The 22220-nt window shown below is 70.9% G+C and carries 12 protein-coding genes; 1 reads left to right on the top strand and 11 read right to left on the bottom strand.

The window, feature by feature from the left end; all coding sequences use genetic code 11:
• Nucleotides 1–38: 38 nt before the first annotated feature.
• From P5G46_RS11060 to P5G46_RS11035, 6 genes are all read right to left on the bottom strand, one after another.
• Nucleotides 39–1004, bottom strand: a complete 966-nt coding sequence (locus P5G46_RS11060) for an AAA family ATPase (protein ID WP_239276984.1) — start codon at nucleotides 1002–1004, stop codon at nucleotides 39–41.
• A 25-nt stretch (nucleotides 1005–1029) separates the two neighbouring features.
• Nucleotides 1030–7011, bottom strand: a complete 5982-nt coding sequence (locus P5G46_RS11055; RefSeq protein ID WP_408905701.1) for an Ig-like domain-containing protein — start codon at nucleotides 7009–7011, stop codon at nucleotides 1030–1032.
• Nucleotides 7008–8144 carry a serine/threonine-protein kinase gene (locus tag P5G46_RS11050; RefSeq protein WP_375094755.1) on the bottom strand — a complete coding sequence of 379 codons (1137 nt, stop codon included), beginning with the start codon at nucleotides 8142–8144 and terminating at the stop codon, nucleotides 7008–7010. Before P5G46_RS11050 ends, P5G46_RS11055 begins: the two co-directional genes overlap by 4 nt.
• A gap of 101 nt (nucleotides 8145–8245) precedes the next feature.
• Complete coding sequence (locus P5G46_RS11045) at nucleotides 8246–8908, bottom strand: type 2 periplasmic-binding domain-containing protein (protein WP_375094756.1); 663 nt, start codon at nucleotides 8906–8908, stop codon at nucleotides 8246–8248.
• A gap of 53 nt (nucleotides 8909–8961) precedes the next feature.
• Nucleotides 8962–9447, bottom strand: a complete 486-nt coding sequence (locus tag P5G46_RS11040) for a DUF6121 family protein (RefSeq protein ID WP_408905700.1) — start codon at nucleotides 9445–9447, stop codon at nucleotides 8962–8964.
• Nucleotides 9448–9459: 12 nt separating this feature from the next.
• On the bottom strand, nucleotides 9460–10527 hold the full coding sequence (locus P5G46_RS11035; protein WP_375094758.1) for an ABC transporter: 1068 nt from the start codon (nucleotides 10525–10527) through the stop codon (nucleotides 9460–9462).
• Between the two features lie 126 nt (nucleotides 10528–10653).
• Here P5G46_RS11035 and P5G46_RS11030 point away from each other — a divergent pair, with 126 nt between their 5' ends.
• A complete protein-coding gene (locus P5G46_RS11030) occupies nucleotides 10654–11247 on the top strand; it encodes a hypothetical protein (RefSeq protein ID WP_375094759.1) in 594 nt (197 codons plus the stop codon).
• A 167-nt stretch (nucleotides 11248–11414) separates the two neighbouring features.
• Here P5G46_RS11030 and P5G46_RS11025 read toward each other — a convergent pair whose 3' ends face one another.
• The 5 genes from P5G46_RS11025 to P5G46_RS11005 form a co-directional block, all read right to left on the bottom strand.
• Nucleotides 11415–12014 carry a hypothetical protein gene (locus tag P5G46_RS11025; protein ID WP_375094760.1) on the bottom strand — a complete coding sequence of 200 codons (600 nt, stop codon included), beginning with the start codon at nucleotides 12012–12014 and terminating at the stop codon, nucleotides 11415–11417.
• A gap of 175 nt (nucleotides 12015–12189) precedes the next feature.
• Nucleotides 12190–16065: a DNA-directed RNA polymerase subunit beta' gene (rpoC, locus tag P5G46_RS11020; protein WP_239276992.1), complete on the bottom strand. Its 3876-nt coding sequence runs from the start codon at nucleotides 16063–16065 to the stop codon at nucleotides 12190–12192.
• A 41-nt stretch (nucleotides 16066–16106) separates the two neighbouring features.
• Nucleotides 16107–19604 carry a DNA-directed RNA polymerase subunit beta gene (gene rpoB / locus P5G46_RS11015; protein ID WP_239276993.1) on the bottom strand — a complete coding sequence of 1166 codons (3498 nt, stop codon included), beginning with the start codon at nucleotides 19602–19604 and terminating at the stop codon, nucleotides 16107–16109.
• Nucleotides 19605–19873: 269 nt separating this feature from the next.
• Complete coding sequence (locus P5G46_RS11010) at nucleotides 19874–21442, bottom strand: 5-oxoprolinase subunit B/C family protein (RefSeq protein ID WP_375094761.1); 1569 nt, start codon at nucleotides 21440–21442, stop codon at nucleotides 19874–19876.
• A complete protein-coding gene (locus P5G46_RS11005) occupies nucleotides 21436–22188 on the bottom strand; it encodes a LamB/YcsF family protein (RefSeq protein WP_375094762.1) in 753 nt (250 codons plus the stop codon). Before P5G46_RS11005 ends, P5G46_RS11010 begins: the two co-directional genes overlap by 7 nt.
• Nucleotides 22189–22220: the final 32 nt, after the last annotated feature.

Raw genomic sequence — 22220 nt, 5'->3', positions numbered from 1 at the left:
GCCCCTCGCGTGAGAGAGATCGGGGGGAGGTGCACGGCTCAGGCGCTCTCGCGCTGCGTGGGCGGAACCGTGTCGAGCAGCACCTGGCCCACGACGGCCTCCTGGGTCACGCCGTCGAACTCCGCCTCGGGATGCAGGATCAGCCGGTGCGACAGCACCGCCACCGCGAGCGCCTTGACGTCGTCCGGTGTCGCGTAGGTGCGTCCCTGGGCCGCGGCCCGCGCACGCGTCGCCCGGGTGAGGGCGAGCGCGCCACGGATGCTGACCCCGAGGCGGACCTCGTCGGCCGAGCGGGTGGCATCCACGAGCCGTGCGATGTAGTCGAGCACGAGGGCGTCGACGTAGACGCTCGCGGCGAGATCGGCCATACCGACCAGCGCCTGCGGCGTGATGATCGGCCGCAGATCGGCCGTGGCCACGGGCGCACCGTCGAGGATGCGGACCGTGGCGGCGTGGTCGGGGTACCCGAGCGACGTGCGCAGGAGGAACCGGTCCAGCTGCGCCTCCGGCAGCCGGTAGGTGCCGGCCTGCTCGACCGGGTTCTGCGTCGCGAGCACCAGGAACGGGACGCCGACCTCGCGCGAGACCCCGTCGATGGTGACGCGGCCCTCTTCCATGACCTCGAGGAGCGCGGACTGCGTCTTCGGGCTCGCGCGGTTGATCTCGTCGGCGAGGACGATGTTGGCGAAGATCGGACCGGCGTGGAACTCGAACGCCCCGGTCTTCTGGTCGTACACCGTGATGCCGGTGATGTCGCCCGGGAGCAGGTCGGGCGTGAACTGGATACGCGTGTTGGTTCCCTGGACCGACTGCGCGATCGCGCGAGCGAGCGAGGTCTTGCCCGTGCCCGGGACGTCCTCGAGCAGCACGTGTCCGTCGCTGAGCATCGCCGTGAGCACCAGCTCGACGACGTGCCGCTTACCGAGGACCGCGCGCTCGACGTTGTCCGCGATCTGCGCGAAGGTCTGGGCGTACCAGGTCGCCTGCTCCTGGGTGATCGTCATGGGGATGCGTCTCTTTCGTGGGGGATCAGGAGTTGTCGTCCGGGTTCGTCGGCTCTTCCTCGGCCGGGGTGCCGGGCTGGCATCGGGCCTCGGTCTGCAGCACCGCGGAGTCCAGGCCCCAGCCGCGCGCGGACCAGTCGACGGTGACGCGCACGTTCGCGACGCGCACCGCGCCGATCGGCACCACGCGCGAGCCCGCGGTCGTGGGAAGCGCCGCGCCGTTCTCGTCGAAGTACCGCACGGCATCCCAGTCGACGGTGAGGTTCGCCTGGTCGTTGCTCGCGCTGCGCGAGACGTCGAGGTTCTCTCCCCCGACACAGGATGCCACCCGCGCGCTGGCCTGCACCTGATACGGCGCGCTGCCCGAGGCGGGGGCGACACGGCCGGTCTCGGACGTGGTGCCCCAGAAACGGTGCTGGAAGTAGACGCCGATGTTCGGGTCGGAGCCGAACACCGACGAGCGCTCGCCGTCGAAGTTGGTGTACTTCACGTCATTGAAGCGCGGCGGGTCGCTGCCCTCGTCCACGCCGGAGATCCGCCAGCGGGCGACGGGCCGACCGTCTTCGACGCCGACCTCGGCCCGGCTGCCGACGCGGAAGGTGTAGCCGCGCGGCGCCGCGGTGTCCTGCGCCACGCGGAACTCCTGCGTCACGCTGCGCGTACCGTACGACCGGCCGTCGAAGCTCGACTCGACGCAGAACGTGAAGGTGTACGCGACGCCGTCCTCCTTGCCGGGGAACTCGCGGCGCGACCCGTCGTCGCCCGGGCGGCAGAACGAGCCCTCGACGATGCCGTAACGCAGCTGCGAGTCGGTGCCGTTCTGACGCGCCGTGCCCTCGACGGTGACGGTGGAGACGCCGTCGCCCGTGGAGCGCGACGTGATCGTCATGGCGGGATCGAGCGGGGCGCCCACACCGTGGGCCGAGAACACCAGGGCGCCGCCCTGAGCGGCACCGCCGAGCCCCGCGGGGATCTCGAACCGCGACGTCGGGGTCACCGTGATCTCGGTGCGGGAGTTGCTGCCGACGCGGAAGCCGTCGACGCGCACCTCGTCCTGGTTGCGGCCGACGCTGATCGTGCGCGTCTCGCCCGCGGCGCTGCGCACCTCGAGCTGCCCCGTCTCGGCGGACTCGATGCCGCGGATGACGAGGTCGGCGACGTTGCCCTCGCCGTCGCGCGTGACCACCGGCGTGAAGTCGGCCGAGCCCGGCCGGGCCGGCGGGTCGTACGCCCACCCCAGGGTGCGGACGGAACCGCGGGACTCGCCCACGCCGTTCACCGCGGTGACCACGTACTCGCGCTGCTCGCCGTTGGGCGCACTGATCGGGGGGCAGGTGCCGTCGGCGCCGCACCGGACGACGACCTCTCCGCCCGTACGGACGACGAACCCCGAGATCGACGGGTAGGCGCGCCGCGCCTCGCCCGGGTCGACGCGGAGGGTGAGCGAGCCGTCGGCGTACGCCGTCTGCCGCACGCTCGCTGGAGCGCGCGGGAAGCCCTGCAGATCGAGCACGATCCGCGCGTCGCGCGTGGACGCGGTGGAGCGCCCTTGCGCGTCGCGCAGCGTCACGCTGGCCGCGCACGTGGCGCCGGGGGCGTCGGACGTCCACGACGCGCGGACGCTCCGCTCGGACGCGACATCGAAGCTGACGCCCGTGCAGGCGCTGGTGGGGCTCACGCGCACGACCTCGAGCGGGGTGCGCGGCAGCGGGTTGACCTCGCCCGGCAGCCCGACCGCGTCGATCGTGCAGCTCGAGCCGGACGCCTGCGAGCACTGCAGCGTCGTGGTGCCGCCCTGCGGGAGCGTCGACGGCGCGGCCCCGACACGCAGCAGGAGTCGCGCGGGCGAGACGGCCTGGTGGCTCGTGACCGACACGATCGCCGCGTTCTCGCTCCCCGGCACGGCGCGATCCGCGCCCGTCACCGTCACCACGGAGCCCTCGAGCGTGACCGACGAGAACGCCGACCCGGAGTAATCGAGGGCGTAGCGGATGCCGGCCCAGTCCTCGCGGCCCAGCTGCCAGCTCGTCATGTTGCGCAGGTCGAAGGTCGCGGTCTCCCCCGGGCCGACGGTCAGCGAGCCGGGTCGCAGTTCGGGCTGGGGGTCGCGCGCGACGACGCCGATCGGAACCGCCAGCAGGGTCCAGTCCTCGGTGCCCGCGACACGGACCGGGACCTGACAGGCATCGGTCCACGGTGACCCGGTGCCGGCGTCGTACCGCACGACGGTTCCCGTGACCGTGCACCGTCCCTCGGCGCGCACCCCGGTGGTGGTGACGTCCGGTCCGACCTCGAGGGTCGCGCGGCGGGGCACGGCGACGAGGGATGCCATGTCGAACTCGACCGAAGCGAGCTCGTCGACCCGCTGGGCCGCCCCGGGCCGGAGCGCGAGGGTCACATCGTCGTCGCCGGGCACACGGACGAACGCGTACGTCGTGACCTCCTGGTCGCCCACGGTCCCCGTCACGACGAACGGGATGATCCGCCGGGTCGCGGGCAGCTCGCCCGCGATGCGACGCCCGTCGATGCGGACACCGGCCGGCTCGCCCCACAGCGACACCCGCAGGTCGGCCACGTCACCCCCGGACCAGGTCGCGCGCCCGTCGAGGACGTCGACGCCCGAGACGAACTGGTCGCGATCCTCCAGGGTGAGCACGGTGTCGGTGACCACGGGGAAGTCGGGAACGCTCTCGCGCACGACCTTGACGACGACGAGACCGCGCCCGGTGTTGCCCGAGTCGGATTCGACGTCGTAGAGGAACGACATCGTCGCGGGAGCCTCCCCCGCGCGGAGCACGACGCCCGTGTCGGTCACGCTCTCGATCAGCGAGTCCAGCCGCGCGTACTCGGGGTTGTCGCTCCCGTCGACCAGGGTGCGCGGCAGATCGGGGCGGACCTCCGTCAGCGTCAGCCGGCCCTGCGTCGGGTCGATGTCGTTGGCGAGCGGGCTCACCCGGATGCGGCTGTCGGGTCCGGCCTGCACCTGGACGTAGTCGGTGAACGTGATGGGGCTGGGGTTGGCCTCGGCATCCAGGACTCCGACACGCACCGTCCCCTCGCCCTCGGCGCCGGCCGAGTCGACGACGCGGTAGCGGAACGTCACCTGACCGCGGTCGCCCGGCACCGACGCGTACACGATCGACGCGCCGTCCGCCGAGATCGAGGCGGTTCCGCGGTCGGGCTGACTCACGATGCGGTCGAGGGTCACCGCGTCGCCGTCGGGGTCGGTTCCGAAGCCACGGAACGGGATCGTCGTGGTTCCGCCGCTGAGGACGCGACCCTGCAGCGTGTCCGGCAGCGGGGCGCGGTTCGCGTCGGTGCCGAGCACCGTGATGCGCACCGTCGCCTCGTCCCACAGCGAGGGCGTTCCGGTCGTGTAGACGCGGTAGGTGACCTCGTAGGTGCCGGGGGTCGTCGGGGCGAGGTAACGCAAGACACCCCCGGAGGCGAAGGCGAGACCGTCGTCGGAGGGCGTCGCCTGCACGGAGGCCGGGTCGAGCGTCGGACGACCGCCGGCCGGCGACACGTCGTTGTCGAGCACCGGGATGTCGGCCTGCACCCCGGCGCGCACCGTCACGGTGTCGTCGACGGCGATGGGCGCGATCTCGGGCGCCGGCGGAAGCAGATACACCGTGGCTTCGCCACCGACCGTCGCGCCCTCGTCGTCGGTGCCGTCGCTCACGGTGTAGGCGACCGTACCCAGGAGTCCCGCGCCGCCCTCGGCCGTGGTGCCGGAGACGCGCAGATCGTTCTGCCCCACCGTGTCGACGGTGAGCGAAGCGCCCTCCTCGGCGGTCGCGACCACATCACTCAGCAGGAGCACCCGGCCGGTCGGATTCGACACGGCGGCGAACACGTCGAGCGTGGCATCCTCTTGCGGTCGGACGAACGCCACAACGGGCGCGGTCGACAGCTGCGCGGGAGCGTCGGCGGGAAGCAGCGTGATGCGGGCGGTCCCGGTGGCGTCACGCCCGGCACCGGAGACGGTGAAGTCCACGCGATACACGCCCGGTTGAGCGGCGGTGAAGTCGAACGTCGTGCTGCCGCCGACGACCGTGGCCGTCGCCGCCGCGTCGTCGAGCACACGCACCGAGCCGAGCGTCACGTCGCCGGCGGTGCCGGTGACGTGGGGCCCGACGTCGATGGTCAGGGCAGACCCGGCCGTGTCGACCACCGCGAACGACTGCACCGCGAGCGCCGGATCGGGCGCCACCCGGATCAGCAGCGGCTTCGTCGCCGTCGCGCCGGAGGTGTCGGCCACGGTCACGTCGAGCTGGATCGTCTGCTCCGCCCCGGAACCGTCGTCGGCGTGCTGGTAGACGACCTCGCCGGCGGGGGTGGATGCCACGCTGCCCACGCCGCTCGGGTTGGCGGCGGACAACAGCAGGAGCGGGTCGCCGTCGGGATCGACCCAGCCGGAGAGCACGGGGACGGTGATGGTGCCGCCGCGCGCCACCTCGGGTGCGGGCCACGGCTGCAGGCAGCCCGGCACCCCGCACCACACGGGCGCGGCGTTGGCGTCGTCGGGCGTGACCGTCAGCGTGACCGTGGTCGGCGCCGACGTCAGCCCGTCCGCGGTGGTCCCGTCCGTCACGGCGTACGAGAACGTCGCCGTGCCGGTCGCCCCCGGCGCCACGCGCACCGCGAGACGCTGACCGGAATCGGTCACCGACAGGCTGCCGAAGCCGGGGTCGAGCCCCGTCACGCTCTCGCCGACGATGCTCAGCACGTCCTCGTTGGGATCGTGGTCGTTCAGCAGCACGGGCAAGGTCACCAGACGCCCCGCGCGCACACCGAAGGCGTCGGGCTCGGCGATCGGCGGTTTGGGGTCGAGCACGACGCTCAGCTGTTCCTCGCTCTGCACCGAGGCCTCCTCGGTGCGGTCGTCGAGGGTCCAGCTCTGGCTCGACGGCACGAGCGCGCCGTCGGGGACCGTCCACACCCACCCGGTGCGCGTCTCGTTCAGGATCACCGCGTGGTCGGTCGCGACGAAGACCGGACGCCGCTGGTCGGGCATGGTCGCCCCGCCGTAGTCGAGGTCGGTCTCACCGGCATCCGAACGCCACAGCGTCCCCCGCGCGTCGCCGGGCAGCAGCCACGCCGCGTACGTCACGCCGTCGTGCGCGAGGGGCGTGGCCGGCTGCCCGAGCACGTTGCCCCCCGCGCCCACTTCCCGCCGCGGCTCGGCCCCGTCGACGGGGACGCTCCACAGCGACTGTTCGTCGGCGAGGTAGACGGCGCGGCCGCGGGGATCGGGTTCGCCGACGACGAGCTGATCCGCGGTGTCGAGGTCGACGGGATCCTGGTCGCGCACCCACACGCGGCCCGCCTCGGCGTCGACGAGGACCCACTGGTCGCCCGCGGCAGAGAGCACCGGGGTGGCCGCGTCGGCGTCGATCGCGTCACGCCCCCGCAGCTCATCGGCCTCGATGTCGTAACGGATCACCGAGCCGTCGACCGAGGAGTAGGCGAACAGCATGCCCCGCTCGTCGACCGTCACGGCATCCGCGGTGTAGGTCTGCGCGTCGTCGTCGCCGGCGGTTCCGAACGGGTCGAGCTCGCTGACAGACTGCCCCGCGCGGCTCAGCCGGCTCGCGAAGACTGCGCCGGTGTCGGTGCGGTACACGACGTAGTCGCCGGCCGTCGCGACCGACGTCGTGCCCGCGGGCGTCTCGGGCGCGGCCTCGAGCTGCTCGTCCTGCAGGTCGATCGGCTGGGCCTCGTCGATCCGGGTGAGCTTGCTGTAGCTGTCGGTGAAGAGATAGGCCCCGTCCGGGCCCTGCGCGACCTGGCTCGGGTTTCCGGCGGCGCGGACGGTGTCGAGCTCGCCCACGGTGGTGTTGACGCGGGCGTACCGCTGCCCCTCGCCGGTCTGAAGTGCCCACACCGACGTGTCGACCTCGGGGGTCTCCTGCGCGTCGAGTCCCGGCCAGACGATGCTGGCCGTAACGACGAGCGCCGCGGCCACGAGCGTCGAGGTCACGCCCGCGATCGTGCGACGCCTCATCGGAGGATCCCGGTGGCCAGGAGCGCCGCGATGACGACCGCCGCCGCTGTGACGAGGGAGGCCGCGGCGAGCGCCCACGGCAGAAGCCGATGCGCGGGACGGGCGGGCGCCGAGATGTCGGTGTCTTCGTCTCGGGCGAGCCCCGCCATACCGGAGGGGCCGCGGAGCTTGCGCACGCCCTCACGCTCGATCCGGGAACGCGCCGGACCGCGCAGCGTTCCGTCGGCGAAGTCGATCGCGCGCGCCGTCGGCGCCCACTCGGCCGCGGGCACCTCGAGCGGGGTCGCGGGGAGTCCGAGCTCGGACTGCACCTTCTGCAACGCCTCGCCCACCTCGCGGGCACTGGCGAACCGGTCGGTGGGGTTGCGCGACATGGCGCGGGCGAGCACAGCCTGCAGCGACGGGGGCACGTCCGTGCGGGCGATGTCGGTGTAGGAGGCGCGCGCGATGCGGCGGCGCAACTGCTCGCGGGAGTTCTGGCCGCGCTCGCGACGCTCGAACGGGCTGTGCCCGGCCAGCAGCGAGTACACAGTCGCGCCGAGGCTCCACACCTCGCTCGACACGGTGCCCGCGGTCTGCTCGGCGATCACTTCGGGAGCGCTCCACGGCACGCTCATGGCGAGCATCTCGTCGGCGCCCTGCCGGACGAGGGACGAGGAGATGCCGAAGTCCGCGAGCACCGGCGCCCCGAACGTCGTCACGAGGATGTTGCTGGGCTTGACGTCGCGGTGCACGAGACCGGCGTGGTGAGCCGACTCCAGCGCCCCCGCCATGCGCACCCCGATCGAGAGGACCTCGGCCACCGGCATCCGTTCCACCCGGTAGCGCTGCGCGAGGGAACCCGGGCAGTACTCCATCACGATGTACGGACGCCCGTCAGCCGAAATCCCGGCCTGGTAGACGGTGACGATCGACGGATGCGCCGACAGATGTGCCAGCACGTCGGCCTCGGCGTTGAACATGCGCAGCAGATCGGCGTCGCGCACATCGCTCGGCAGCACCTTCACGGCCACGTCACGGCGCGGCATGTCTTGCCCGTACAGGAAGACATCGGCGAAACCGCCCGAACCGAGCGGCCGGATGTAGGCGAGCCCCGGGAGGATCGGGGGCGTCGAGGGCAGGCGCTGCGGCATGGCGCCCCCTCCCCAGAACACGCGCCCGCACCGGAGCGGGCGGACAACCCGGCAATGCTAACAAAGCCCCGCACCGGCGAGCCGTGCCGCCGTCCACAGGCTCAGGATGCCAGGGGCCCGGGGTCGCGCGGATCGAACGGCGCGTCCAACGAACGGGACAGGTCGTCGAGCATCGCCGCGACCTGCGGCTCGACGTACTCGGCGACAGCGGCCTGAATCCGCAGACGGTGGTGCAGCAACAGCGCGCACACCTCGCGCCCGATCATGTTCGCGTAATCGTCGGCGAGCCCGACCTCTTGGCGCAGCGCCGCCTTCGCGGCATCCGACAGCGGCGGCAGCGCGGGGATCGCGGCGTCCTCCTCGGCGGCCAACCCGGTGAGCGTGAAGAGGAAGGGAGCGCCCGGCTCGGGTTCGGGATCGAGCGGCATGCCCTCGAACTCGGGCTCGAGCCCCTCGGCGGGGCGGTACGAGCGTCGGCGGTTGCGCGCGGCCTGCTGATCGAGCTCGGTCTGCAGCATCGGGAGGTTCCGTGAGGTGTACTCGGCCACCGCGTGATCGACGATCGTCTTCACGCGCGTGGACAGCCCGTGCTGCACACCGTGCGGGACGTCGGAGCCGAGCCCGGCGGCCGACAGGACCGGCGATCCGAAGCACCGCCGGCACGGGGCGATGCGACCACGGTGGTTCGCGGGCTCCCACCGGGGCAGCCACGCGAGCCAGGCGTCCACCGCCTGGCCGACCTGGGTCTCGAGCGACCGCTCCACACCCTTACGCTAGCCCGACAGGTCGTCCGGCGGGCGGATGCCACGGCCGCGGATCATCGATCGTCCTCGTTCTCACGCTCCCACCGCCATCGCGGACCCTCGCCGCGGCTGCGCACGAGCAGCACACCGAACGCTCCCGCGGCCAGACCCGCGACCGCGATGACGCCGCCCGGCCACCCCAGAGCCACCGACCCGGCCGCCGCGAGGCCCCGAGCGCTGTCACCTCCGGTGACCGCCGCCCCGATCGCGATGCCCAGGACCTCGCCCACATAGGCGCCCACCGCGCACGGCACCGCCGTCAGGTACCCGGGCGGCTCGGCACGCAGCCCCCACAGCAGGATTCCCGCGAACAGTCCCGGGGCCAGCAGCATGCCCGCGACTCCGGGAAGCGGACCGAGCCCGCGCACGGGGATGACGTCGGCGTCGAGCGCGAGACTCGCCACGCCCAGGCCCCCGATCGCGAGCGCGAGGAAAGTGACGGTCGCGAAAACGACAGCGACCGGCGGGGTCACCCCCGCCGGTCGCGGCGCGTCTGTCATGGCATCCGGTTCTCAGCGCTGAGCGAACTGAGGACCGGCCTCGAGGGTGCGCTCGTACTCGCGCTGCGCCTCGTCGTTGATCTCGGTGACCCGACGGCCCCGCTTGGCCACCCACGCGCCGAACCAGATCGTCAGCTCCCGGCCGAGGACGAACGCCACGATCGCGAGGGGAGCGAGCAGGCTCTGCTCGAGCAGGTCGACGCCCTGGCGGGCGGTGAGCATCCAGAACGGAGCGGCGAAGAGCGCACCGAGCAGGTATCCGCCCCACGAGATGACGCCGACCAGGAGCCCCCAGATCACCCAGTGACCCCAGCCACCGCGGTTGATGATGGCACCGAGGAACCAGAAACCCACGAAGAACGCCACGGTGGGCACCCACAGGGTCCACGTGGTGAGCGCGGTCAGAGCGGCCTCGGCGAGATCGGATGCCGGGAACGTGCCGAGGAGCAGACCGAGCGCGAGAGTGGCGCCGAGATACAGCACGGCGAAGACGACGGTCGCCAGCAGCCCGATGAGGCCCGCGGCTCCGCGATTGCCGCGAGGGCGGGGCGCCTCGGGCGCCTGCACGAAGATCGGCTGCGCGCCCCCGACGGGGTAGACCGCCGTGGCATCCGACGACGGCGTGGTCGCGGCCGACGTCGTCGCGGCAACCCCCGCCGCGCCCGCTGCTGCTCCCGCGGCAGGGGCGGCGTCGGAACGGTGGTCGTCGTGCGCTGCGCGGGCGGCGGGCTCGGCGTGCGCATCGGTCTCCGGCTCAGCCGACGCGGCGTACGCGGCCCAGCGCGAGTCCTCGTCGTCGAGGTCGACGGAGCGGTGCGACGCGGGAGCGGAGACGGGCGTCTGACTGTGCGGCTCGACCGGCGAGGCGTCGTGCACGGTCGTCGCCGGGGCGGCGGAGCTCGTGCCGGCATCGGCGGCGGACTCGCGCTCCTTCCACGCGGCGTCGGCGGCCTCGGGGTCGACCGCGTCGCGGCGAGCGGCCTCGGCATCGGCGAGACCCTCGTGGGCACGCCCGACGACGTCGTGCGCCTCGTCCTTGGGCTCGTCGACGGGGTCGCCGTACGACTGGGGGTCGCTCATCGGGGTCTCCTCACGCGCGCAGATATGGTGCGCTGTCAGGCTAACCCCCGGCTCGCCCCGCATCGGGGAGGCGTGCCGTCGTGTGTCGGTCTCGACCGTGTCGGCGGGTGCCCCTAGGGTGGCTGCATGTCCGGTCGACGCTCGGTTGCGGTCCTCACCGCGCTCGTGACGATCGCGGCCGCGCTCGCGCTCAGCGCCTGCGCCCCCGACCAGGGCGGCACCCCCGCACCGACGGCGCCCTCCCCGATCGAGTCGCGCACCCCCGACGGCACCCCGATCCCGACGATCACGCCCACGGCGGCCGCTGCAGCGTTGCCCACCGACTGCCGGGCGATCCTGTCGGCCGACGTTCAGGCGCAGCTCGGAGCGACCCCGCTGAACGATCCGGCCCTCGGCCCGTCCGGCGTTCAGCCCGACGGTTCCCTCATCTGCATCTGGCGCGACCCCGCCGCCGACACCACCGGACTCGTCACCCACATCTCCCGCATGGACCGCGGGCCCGCGCTCGACATGCTGAACGATCTCGTGACCACGCAGGGCTTCAGCTGCTACACCCCCGACGAGGGCACGCGCTGCGAAAAGACGTGGATCAACGACACCTACCCCGTCAACGACGGCCGCACGCTGTTCTGGCGCGACGACGTCCTCATCGACACCCAGTACTCCAACCTCGCCCCGACGGGGTACACCGCGAGCATCATCGCGGCGATCTTCGGCTGACGCCATCTTCGGCTGACGTCGCACCGCACGACGGCCGGCCCGGTGCAGCGCGCTGCCCCGTCATGGCACGCATAAACGCGATCGACGAGCAGAAACGCGCTCTCTCCGCGTTTATGCCCGCGAATCGCGTTTATGCGTGAGTAACCGACGCGTACAGGTGGGCGGGACTACTCGCCGAAGGCGCGGGATGCCACCACGGCGGCGTAGCCGTCCGGCATCCATCCCGAGAAGGTCGAGGACACCCACCGATCGCCGCGCAGGTCGTGCACCTCGACCACGTCGCCGGACGTGCGCTCGCAGTGCTCGGTTGCACCGTCGGCGTCGCACACGAACCCCTGGCCGCTCAGGACGGCGGAAACCGCCCGAGCTCCCGCATCCGACACTGTCGTCACGCTCGTCTCGAGCCATCGGCCGGACCCGCCGCGCCAGTGACACGTGATCACCGGCGTGGGAGCGGCAGCGGCGACGGCCTCGGGCGTCGAGCGCGGTCCGGTGTGCCGCTGGGTGAGCAACGCCTCGGGAGACCACACGAGCTGCGACCACATCGGCTGCGTGTAGAGGTCGCGGCACGTCGTCGCCGGCCCCGGGACACGCGGTGCGTCCGTCCACGGTGGCGTAGTGGAACCGGCACGCAGCGTGTCACCCACGAACATCACCGCGCCCGGGAGACCCGGCGCGGCGAGCACGAACAGAGCGGCCACGACACCGGCACACAGCAGTCCCGCCGGCCATGCGATCCAGGCGCTGCGCCCACCGACTCGTGCCATCCGTTCCTCCCCGACAACGGTAGGCGACACCCCCGGTCGCGCCGGTGCCTCGACACGCCGCCCACCCCGACACGTCACCCGTCCGAAACACCGCGGGCACGACGAAGGCCCCCGGCGTGAGCCGGGGGCCTTCGGGGGATCCGGATGCCGCACCGGGGTGCGGCATCCGTCTCACTCAGTTGTACGTGCCGGGCGTGAAGTCGTCCGTCGAGAAGCTGTCGAAATCGACGTAGCTCAGGTCGGCGTCGCTGTATGCGCCGTCCGAGGCGAAGATGCGGTTGGGGTACCGCTCGCTCTTGGCCTCTTCCGTCGCCTCGACGGTGACGTTGCGGTACTTCGCAAGTCCCGTTCCGGCGGGGATGAGCTTTCCGATGATGACGTTCTCCTTGAGGCCGACCAGCGGGTCGCTCTTGCCCTCCATGGCCGCCTGCGTCAGGACGCGGGTGGTCTCCTGGAAGGACGCGGCCGACAGCCACGACTCGGTCGCCAGCGACGCCTTGGTGATACCCATCAGCTCGGGACGACCCGACGCGGGACGCTTGCCCTCGCCGACCGCCTCGCGGTTGATGGTCTGGTAGCGCTTGAAGTCCACCAGCTCACCGGGCAGCAGGTCGGTGTCGCCGTGGTCGACGACGGTGACCTTGCGCAGCATCTGGCGCACGATGACCTCGATGTGCTTGTCGTGGATCGGCACACCCTGCGAGCGGTACACGCCCTGGACGCCGTTGACGAGGTACTTCTGCACCTCGCGGGCACCCTGCACGCGCATGACCTCCTTGGGGTCGAGCGTTCCGACCTGGAGGGGCTCGCCGACCTTGACGTGCTGGCCGTCCTCGACGAGGAGGGTCGCACGCTTCAGGACCGGGTAGACCACCGGCTCGTCGCCGTTGTCGGGCGTGAGGATGACCTTCTTGGCCTTCTCGGTCTCGTCGATCGTGATGCGGCCGTCGGCCTCGGCGATCGGCGAGGCACCCTTCGGGGTGCGCGCCTCGAACAGCTCCTGCACGCGGGGCAGACCCTGCGTGATGTCATCGGCGGACGCGGAACCACCGGTGTGGAAGGTACGCATCGTCAGCTGCGTACCGGGCTCACCGATCGACTGGGCCGCGATGATGCCGACGGCCTCGCCGATGTCGACGATCTTTCCGGTCGCGAGCGAACGGCCGTAGCACTTCGCGCACACGCCGACCGCCGAGTCGCAGGTCAGGACCGAGCGGACCTTGATGGTCTCGACCCCGCCCGCGACCAGCTTGTCGATGAGCACGTCGCCCACGTCGTCGCCGGCCTCGGCGAGGACGGTGCCCTGCGCGTCGACGACCGCCGTGGCGAGCGTACGAGCGAACACCGAGTTCTCGACGTTGGCGTCCTTGACCAGGGTGCCGGTGGAGTCGACCGCGGCGATCGGGAGCTCGAGGCCCTTCGACGTGCCGCAGTCCTCCTCGCGGATGATGACGTCCTGCGAGACGTCCACGAGACGACGCGTGAGGTAACCCGAGTCGGCCGTACGGAGGGCCGTGTCGGCCAGACCCTTACGGGCACCGTGCGTGGCGATGAAGTACTCGGCGACCGACAGACCCTCGCGGTACGAGGAGATGATCGGACGCGGGATGATCTCACCCTTCGGGTTGTTCACCAGACCACGCATACCCGCGATGTTGCGGATCTGCAGCCAGTTACCACGAGCGCCCGACGAGACCATGCGGTTGATGGTGTTGTCGGCCGGGAAGTTGTCGCGCATCGCCTTCTGGACGGCATCCGTGGCCTCGGTCCAGATCTTGATGAGCTCCTGGCGACGCTCGGCGTCGGTGGTCAGACCCTTCTCGTACTGCGCCTGGACCTTCGCGGCCTGCTTCTCGTAGCCCGCGACGATCTCGCCCTTGTTCGGGGGCGTGAGGATGTCGCTCAGCGCGACCGTCACACCCGAACGCGTGGCCCAGTAGAAGCCGGCGTCCTTGATGCGGTCGAGCGATGCGGCGACCTCGACCTTGGGGTACTCCTCGGCCAGCTTGTTGACGATCTGCGACAGCTTGCCCTTGTCGGCCTGCTCGCGGACGAACGGGTAGCCCTTGGGGAGCGTGTCGTTGAAGATCGCCTGACCGAGCGAGGCATCCACGAGACCGTGCTGCTCGTAGCCCTCGGGCGCCTGACCCTCGAGGAAGGTCAGACCCGGGATGCGGATGCGCACCTTGGCCTGCAGGTCGAGGGTTCCCTCGTCCTTGGCCAGGATGGCCTCGCCGACCGAACCGAACACGCGGCCTTCGCCCGCCGCACCCTCCTTGAGGGTGGTCAGGTGGTGCAGACCGATGATCATGTCCTGCGAGGGCAGGGTCACCGGGCGACCGTCCGACGGCTTCAGGATGTTGTTCGACGCGAGCATCAGCACGCGGGCCTCGGCCTGCGCCTCGACCGAGAGCGGCAGGTGGACGGCCATCTGGTCACCGTCGAAGTCGGCGTTGAACGCCGCGCAGACGAGCGGGTGCAGCTGGATCGCCTTGCCCTCGACGAGCTGGGGCTCGAACGCCTGGATGCCGAGACGGTGCAGCGTGGGCGCACGGTTCAGCAGCACGGGACGCTCGCGGATGATCTCCTCGAGCACGTCCCAGACCTCGGGACGGTAGCGCTCGACGGCGCGCTTGGCGGCCTTGATGTTCTGCGAGTGACCGAGGTCGATCAGGCGCTTGATCACGAACGGCTTGAACAGCTCGAGCGCCATCTGCTTGGGCAGACCGCACTGGTGCAGCTTCAGCTGGGGTCCGACGATGATGACCGAACGACCCGAGTAGTCCACGCGCTTGCCGAGCAGGTTCTGGCGGAAACGACCCTGCTTTCCCTTGAGCATGTCGCTCAGGGACTTCAGGGCGCGGTTGCCGGTACCCGTGACGGGGCGACCGCGGCGGCCGTTGTCGAACAGCGCGTCGACAGCCTCCTGCAGCATGCGCTTCTCGTTGTTCACGATGATCTCGGGGGCACCGAGGTCGATGAGGCGACGCAGGCGGTTGTTGCGGTTGATCACACGACGGTAGAGGTCGTTCAGGTCGGAGGTGGCGAAACGGCCACCGTCGAGCTGGACCATCGGGCGCAGCTCCGGCGGGATCACCGGAACGACGTCGAGCACCATCGAGGCCGGCGACATGCCGGTCTGCAGGAACGAGTTGACGACCTTCAGACGCTTGATCGCACGGATCTTGCGCTGGCCCTTGCCCTCGGAGATCTGCAGGTGAAGGCTGTCGGCCTCGGCCTGCAGGTCGAAGGTCTCCAGGCGACGCTTGATCGACTCGGCGCCCATGTGGGCCTCGAAGTACTGACCGAAGCGGTCCTGCAGCTCGTGGAAGACGTCGTCCTCGGGCTTGAGGGCGCCGACCTCGAGCGTGCGGAAGTCCTCCCACACGCGCTCGAGCTTGGCGATCTGCTCGTCCGCGTTCTTGCGGATCGAGGTCATGTCCTTCTCGGCGGCGTCCTTGACCTTCTTCTTCTGGTCGGCCTTGGCACCCTCGGCCTCGAGAGCCGCGAGCTCCTCCTCCAGCTTCGCAAGGCGAGCGGCGATGCGCGAGTCGCGACGGTCGCCGAGCGTCTTCAGCTCGAGACGGATGTTGTTCTCCTGCGTCGCGAGGTCGCGGTGACGAGCATCTTCGTCGACCGAGATGACCATGTAGGCGGCGAAGTAGATGACCTTCTCGAGGTCCTTCGGCGCCATGTCGAGCAGGTAGCCCAGACGCGACGGCACACCCTTGAAGTACCAGATGTGGGTCACGGGCGCGGCGAGCTCGATGTGGCCCATGCGCTCGCGACGGACCGAGGACTTGGTGACCTCGACGCCGCAGCGCTCGCAGACGATGCCCTTGAAGCGGACGCGCTTGTACTTGCCGCACGCGCACTCCCAGTCGCGGGAGGGCCCGAAGATCTGCTCGCCGAACAGACCGTCCTTCTCGGGCTTCAGCGTGCGGTAGTTGATGGTTTCGGGCTTCTTGACCTCACCGAAGGACCAACGACGGATGTCGTCGGCGGTGGCCAGGCCGATACGAAGCTGATCGAAAGTGGTTGATTCGAGCACTGGTTCTCCTGTGTCGGAATTCTGTTCGTTGCCTGGCCGGGTCAGATCTCGTCGATGGACGAGGACTCGAAGCGGCTGGAGATGTTGATGCCGAGCTCTTCGGCGGCGCGGAAGGCGTCGTCGTCGGTGTCACGGAGGTTGACCGCCGTGCCGTCGGCCGAGAGGACCTCGACGTTCAGGCAGAGCGACTGCATCTCCTTCATGAGCACCTTGAACGACTCGGGGATGCCGGGCTCCTGGATGTTCTCGCCCTTGACGATCGCCTCGTACACCTTGACGCGGCCGAGGATGTCGTCGGACTTGATCGTGAGGAGCTCCTGCAGCGCGTACGCGGCGCCGTAGGCCTCGAGCGCCCACACCTCCATCTCACCGAAGCGCTGGCCACCGAACTGGGCCTTACCGCCGAGCGGCTGCTGGGTGATCATCGAGTAGGGGCCCGTCGAGCGAGCGTGGATCTTGTCGTCGACGAGGTGGTGCAGCTTCAGGATGTACATGTAGCCGACCGAGATGGGCGCCGGGAAGGGCTCGCCGGAGCGGCCGTCGAACAGGCGCGTCTTGCCCGACGAGTCGATCAGGCGCTCGCCGTCGCGCGTGGGGAGCGTCGAGTCGAGCAGACCGGCGATCTCCTGCTCGTAGGCACCGTCGAACACCGGGGTCGCGACCTTGGTGTTCGGGGCGGCCTCGAACGCCTCCTGCGGCAGGCGTGCGGCCCACTCGGGGGTGCCCTCGACCTTCCAGCCCTGCTTGGCGATCCACCCGAGGTGGGTCTCCAGCACCTGACCGAAGTTCATTCGACCGGGGATACCGAGCGGGTTGAGCACGACGTCGACGGGGGTGCCGTCGGCGAGGAAGGGCATGTCCTCGATCGGGAGGATCTTGGCGATGACACCCTTGTTGCCGTGGCGGCCGGCGAGCTTGTCGCCCTCGGTGATCTTGCGCTTCTGGGCGATGTAGACCACGACGCGACGGTTGACGCCCGAGCCGAGCTCGTCGTCGCCGTCCTCGGCGTTGAACTCCTTGACCGCGATGATCGTGCCCTGCTCGCCGTGGGGAACCTTGAGCGAGGTGTCGCGGACTTCGCGGCTCTTCTCGTTGAAGATCGCGCGGAGCAGGCGCTCCTCGGCCGACAGCTCGGTCTCGCCCTTGGGCGTGACCTTGCCGACGAGGATGTCGCCGGGACGCACCTCGGCGCCGATGCGGACGATGCCGCGCTCGTCGAGGTCCTTCAGCAGGTCGGGGCTGACGTTGGGGAGGTCACGGGTGATCTCCTCCTTGCCGAGCTTGGTGTCGCGCGCGTCGACCTCGTACTCCTCGATGTGGATCGACGACAGCGTGTCGTCCTTCACGAGGTCCTGGCTGAGGATGATCGCGTCCTCGAAGTTGTGACCCTCCCACGTCATGAACGCCACGAGGAGGTTCTTGCCGAGGGCGAGCTCGCCGTTCTCGGTCGCGGGGCCGTCGGCGATGACCTCGCCGGCCTCGATGCGCTCACCGGCCGAGACGACCACGCGCTGGTTGTACGACGTGCCCTGGTTCGACCGGTCGAACTTGCGCAGGAAGTAGTCCTGCGTGCCGCCCTCGTCGAGCTGGATGGTCACGACATCGGCCGAGACCTCGAGCACCACGCCGGACTTCTCGGCGGTGACGACGTCACCGGCGTCGATCGCGGCGAAGCCCTCCATACCGGTACCCACGACGGGCGACTCGCTGCGCACGAGCGGAACGGCCTGGCGCTGCATGTTCGCACCCATGAGGGCGCGGTTGGCGTCGTCGTGCTCGAGGAAGGGGATGAGCGAGGTCGCCACCGACACCATCTGGCGCGGCGAGACGTCCATGTAGCCGATCTCGTCGACGGGGAACAGGTCGACCTCGCCACCCTGACCGCGACGGGCGAGGATGCGGTCCTCGACGAAGTGGCCGTCGGCCTTGAGGGCGACACCGGCCTGAGCGACGATGTGGTCACTCTCCTCGCTCGCGGTGAGGTAGTCGATCTGGTCGGTCACGCGACCGTCGACGACGCGGCGGTACGGGGTCTCGATGAATCCGAACGCGTTGATGCGTGCGAACGAGGCCAGCGAACCGATCAGACCGATGTTCGGGCCTTCCGGCGTCTCGATCGGGCACATGCGGCCGTAGTGCGAGGGGTGGACGTCACGGACCTCGACGCCGGCACGCTCACGCGACAGACCACCGGGGCCCAGCGCCGACAGGCGGCGCTTGTGGGTCAGACCCGCGAGCGGGTTGTTCTGGTCCATGAACTGCGACAGCTGCGACGTTCCGAAGAACTCCTTGATCGCGGCCACGACGGGGCGCACGTTGATCAGGGTCTGCGGCGTGATCGCCTCGATGTCCTGCGTGGTCATGCGCTCGCGGACGACGCGCTCCATGCGCGACAGACCGGTGCGGACCTGGTTCTGGATGAGCTCGCCCACGGCGCGGATGCGACGGTTGCCGAAGTTGTCGATGTCGTCGACGTCGAGGCGGATCTCGGCGGCCTGGCCCTGACGGACGCCGTCGAACGAGCTGTCACCGCGGTGCAGACGCACGAGGTACTTGATCGTGGCGACGATGTCGTCGACCGTGAGCACCGAGTCGCTCAGCGGCTTGTCGAGACCGAGCTTCTGGTTGATCTTGTAACGACCCACCTTGGCCAGGTCGTAGCGCTTGGGGTTGAAGTAGAAGTTGTCCAGCAGCGCGCGGGCGGCCTCGGCGGCGACCTGCTCGCCCGGACGGAGCTTGCGGTAGATGTCGCGGAGCGCGTCTTCCTTCGTGAGGATCGTGTCCTTCGACAGCGTCTCCTCGATCGAGTCGAACCCGGCGAATTCGGCCAGGATGTCCTCGCTGGTCAGGCCGAGGGCCTTGAGGAACACGGTGACGGACTGCTTGCGCTTGCGGTCGATGCGCACGCCGACCTGGTCGCGCTTGTCGATCTCGAACTCGAGCCACGCGCCGCGCGAGGGGATGACACGGGCCGAGACGATGTCCTTGTCGGAGGTCTTGTCGGGCGTCTTGTCGAAGTAGACACCGGGCGAGCGCACGAGCTGCGACACCACGACACGCTCGGTGCCGTTGATGATGAACGTGCCCTTGTCGGTCTGGAGCGGGAAGTCGCCCATGAAGACCGTCTGCGTCTTGATCTCACCGGTCTGGTGGTTCATGAACTCGGCCTCGACGTACAGCGGCGCGGCGTAGGTCTTGCCGCGCTCCTTGCACTCTTCGATCGAGTACTTCTCGGGCTCGAGGTAGGGGTTCGTGAACGAGAGCTGCATGGTCTCGCTCAGGTCTTCGATCGGCGAGATCTCCTCGAAGATCTCCTCGAGACCGCTGATCTCGGGCACGTCGGTGCGGCCGGCGGCCTGGGCCTCCGCGACGCGGGCCTTCCAGGCCTCGTTACCGACGAGCCAGTCGAACGACTCGGTCTGCAGGGCCAGCAGATCGGGAACGGTCAGCTTGTCGGAGATCTTCGCGAACGAGAGGCGGGATGCGCCGCGTCCGCTCTTCGGGGTGGTGGTGGTGGATGCGTTGCTCGCAGCAGCCAAGGGAATAACCTCCAGAAGCCCGGGCGAGGGGCTCGTGATTCCTTGTCGTCAGGTGGAGTGCGTTCCTGCCCCGATAACCTGCTCGTCGCACGCCGCGGTGAAGCGGGGACGGGCAGGCTCAGCCGACCACCATATGAGGGCAGGGGGAATCGAGGAGCGCAAAGTCCAAGCATACGCGGGAGGACGCGCCGTGTCCAGTCGAATTCTTGACGACTTTGCGTACCTGCGGTATAACCGCGCACGCCTCGACCGGATTCCCGATCCCGGCCTCAGCGTCCGCGGAATCGCACGCGGTCTCCCGGCCGGAGCTGAGCGAGACGGTCGAGCGCGGCATCCGTCACCACCGCGATCACGGGGTACCCGCCCGTGACGGGACCGTCGGCCAACAGGACCACCGGCCGCCCGTGCGGGGGCACCTGCAGCGCGCCGGGCCGCATCCCCTCGCTGGGCAGCTCGTCCGGCCGGGATCGGTCGAGGGCGGGGCCGTCGAGTCGGATGCCGACGCGGTCGGCGTCGCCGGTCACGGTCCACGTCGCGTCCCGCAGGATGCGCAGCGCGGCCGGTGTGAACCAGTCCGTACGAGGCCCCGGCGTCACGGGGACGTCGATGGCCGGGGCGGGAACCGACCACGGGAAGACGTCGACGACCGGGACGGGCGCGACGGCCGCACCGGCGCGGAGGACGTCACCGGGCCGCAGCGCCGCGGGGCCGAGCGAGGCCAGCGTGTCGGTCGCGCGCGAGCCGAACGACAGCGGAGCGACGATCCCGCCGCGCACCGCGAGCACGAGCCGCGCGCCCGCGCGGGCGACCCCGACCGACAGCTCGGCACCCGCGGAGAGCAGCAGGGGCGCGTAGGCATCCTGCGCCCTGCCGTCGACGCGGATGTCCGCGAGCGCGCCCGTCACGGCGACCCACACGTCACGTTCGGCGCGAGCGCGGAAACCGCCGAGGACGATCTCGACACCGGCGGCGTCCTCGGCGTTCCCGACGAGCCGGTTCGCGATGCGCAGGGCGCCGCGGTCGAGCGCGCCCGACCGGGACACGCCGAGTCCGGCCCGGCCGGGACGACCGAGGTCCTGGACGGTCGCGCGGGCGCCGGGATCGAGGATGCGGAGCGCCGGCGCGGCGTCCGCCCTCGGGGCGGCATCCGTCCGCGCGGTGCGGCCGGGCTCGTGCCGGGAAGCGGATGCCACGGGCGCAGCGGCCGCGACGGCAGCCCGTTCCGGCACGAACCGCACGCGCGCGCCCGGGGGAAGCAGCACCGGGTCGATGGCATCCGGGGCGAAGAGGGCGGCGTCGGTCGTCCCGACGAGCCGCCAGCCGCCGGGCGTCTCGCGGGGGTACGCCCCGGTGAACTCCCCCGCGAGTCCCACCGAACCGGCCGGCACCCGCGTGCGCGGCTGCGCCAGCCGGGGGACCTCGAACGCCCAGTCGGCGCTCACCAGGTACGCGAAGCCGGGTGCGAACCCCGTGAACGCCACCCGCCAGCGCGCGGCGGCGTGCCGCGCGATGAGTTCGGGAGGGCGGATGCCGAGCGCCTCGGCGGTGTCGTCGAGATCGGGGCCGTCGTACCGGAGCGGCACCTCGACGAGAGGTCCCGGGGGCGATTCCGGCGCCGGCGACCCCGCGGCGGAGCGGATCCATGCGTGCACCGCGGCGACCGTGATGCGGGCGGGATCGAACGCCACCAGCACGGTGCGCGCCGCGGGGACGAGGTCCTCGATCCCCTCGGGCGGCTCCGCGGCGAGCGCCGCGTGCAGCGCGAGGACGCCGGCGAGATCGCCGACCTCGGCCAGGACCGCCCTCTCCCCCATCGGCCGCAGAAGCGGCGTCACCACGGGGCGCGAACCTCCACCCCCGCGTCGTCGAGGGCTGCCCGCACGGCACGGGCCATGCTCACCGCGGCCGGGGTATCGCCGTGCAGGCACAACGACGCCGCGGGGACGGCGATGCGGCCCCCGCCCACCGTGTCGACGGTGCCGTCGCTCATGAGTCGGCGCGCGCGGTCGGCGACCCGTTCGGGATCCTCGACGAGCGCCCCCGGGTGGCCGCGCGGCACGAGACCTCCGTTCGGGGCGTACCCGCGATCGAGGAACGCCTCGTGCACGAACGGGAGCCCCGCGGATGCCGCGGCCTCGCTGATCGCGCCGGGGAGCCCCAGCACGGGCAGGGCCCGGCCGAGTCGGGCGGAGTGGTCGGCGACCGCGGCGACGACCGCGGCGGCCTGTGCGGCGTCGACGGAGACGGCGTGGTAGAGCGCGCCGTGGGGTTTGACGTAGCGCAGGTCGGCGCCGGCGAGCTCGAGCGCGTCGAGCTGGGCGGCGATGCTCGCCCGCAGCTCGCCGGGGGGCGGGTCGCGGCGCACTCGGCCGAAGTTCGCGCGATCCTCGTACGCCGGGTGCGCGCCGACCGCGACGCCGAACCGTCTCGCCCGCTCGACCGACGCCCGCATCGACTCGGCGTCGCCGGCGTGGGCGCCGCACGCGATGCTGGCGCTGGACACGAGCGAGAACATCGCCTCGTCGTCGGCGGTGGGCACCCCGTCGACGGTCTCGCCGAGGTCGGCGTTGAGATCCACGCGCATGCCCTCACGCTACTGCCGTATCCCCGTGCGCG

The organism is Microbacterium mcarthurae (assembly GCF_046064585.1).
GTDB lineage: Bacteria > Actinomycetota > Actinomycetes > Actinomycetales > Microbacteriaceae > Microbacterium > Microbacterium mcarthurae.
The sequence above is the reverse complement of the archived record's forward strand: the minus strand, read 5'-3'. Positions and strand labels throughout refer to the sequence as shown.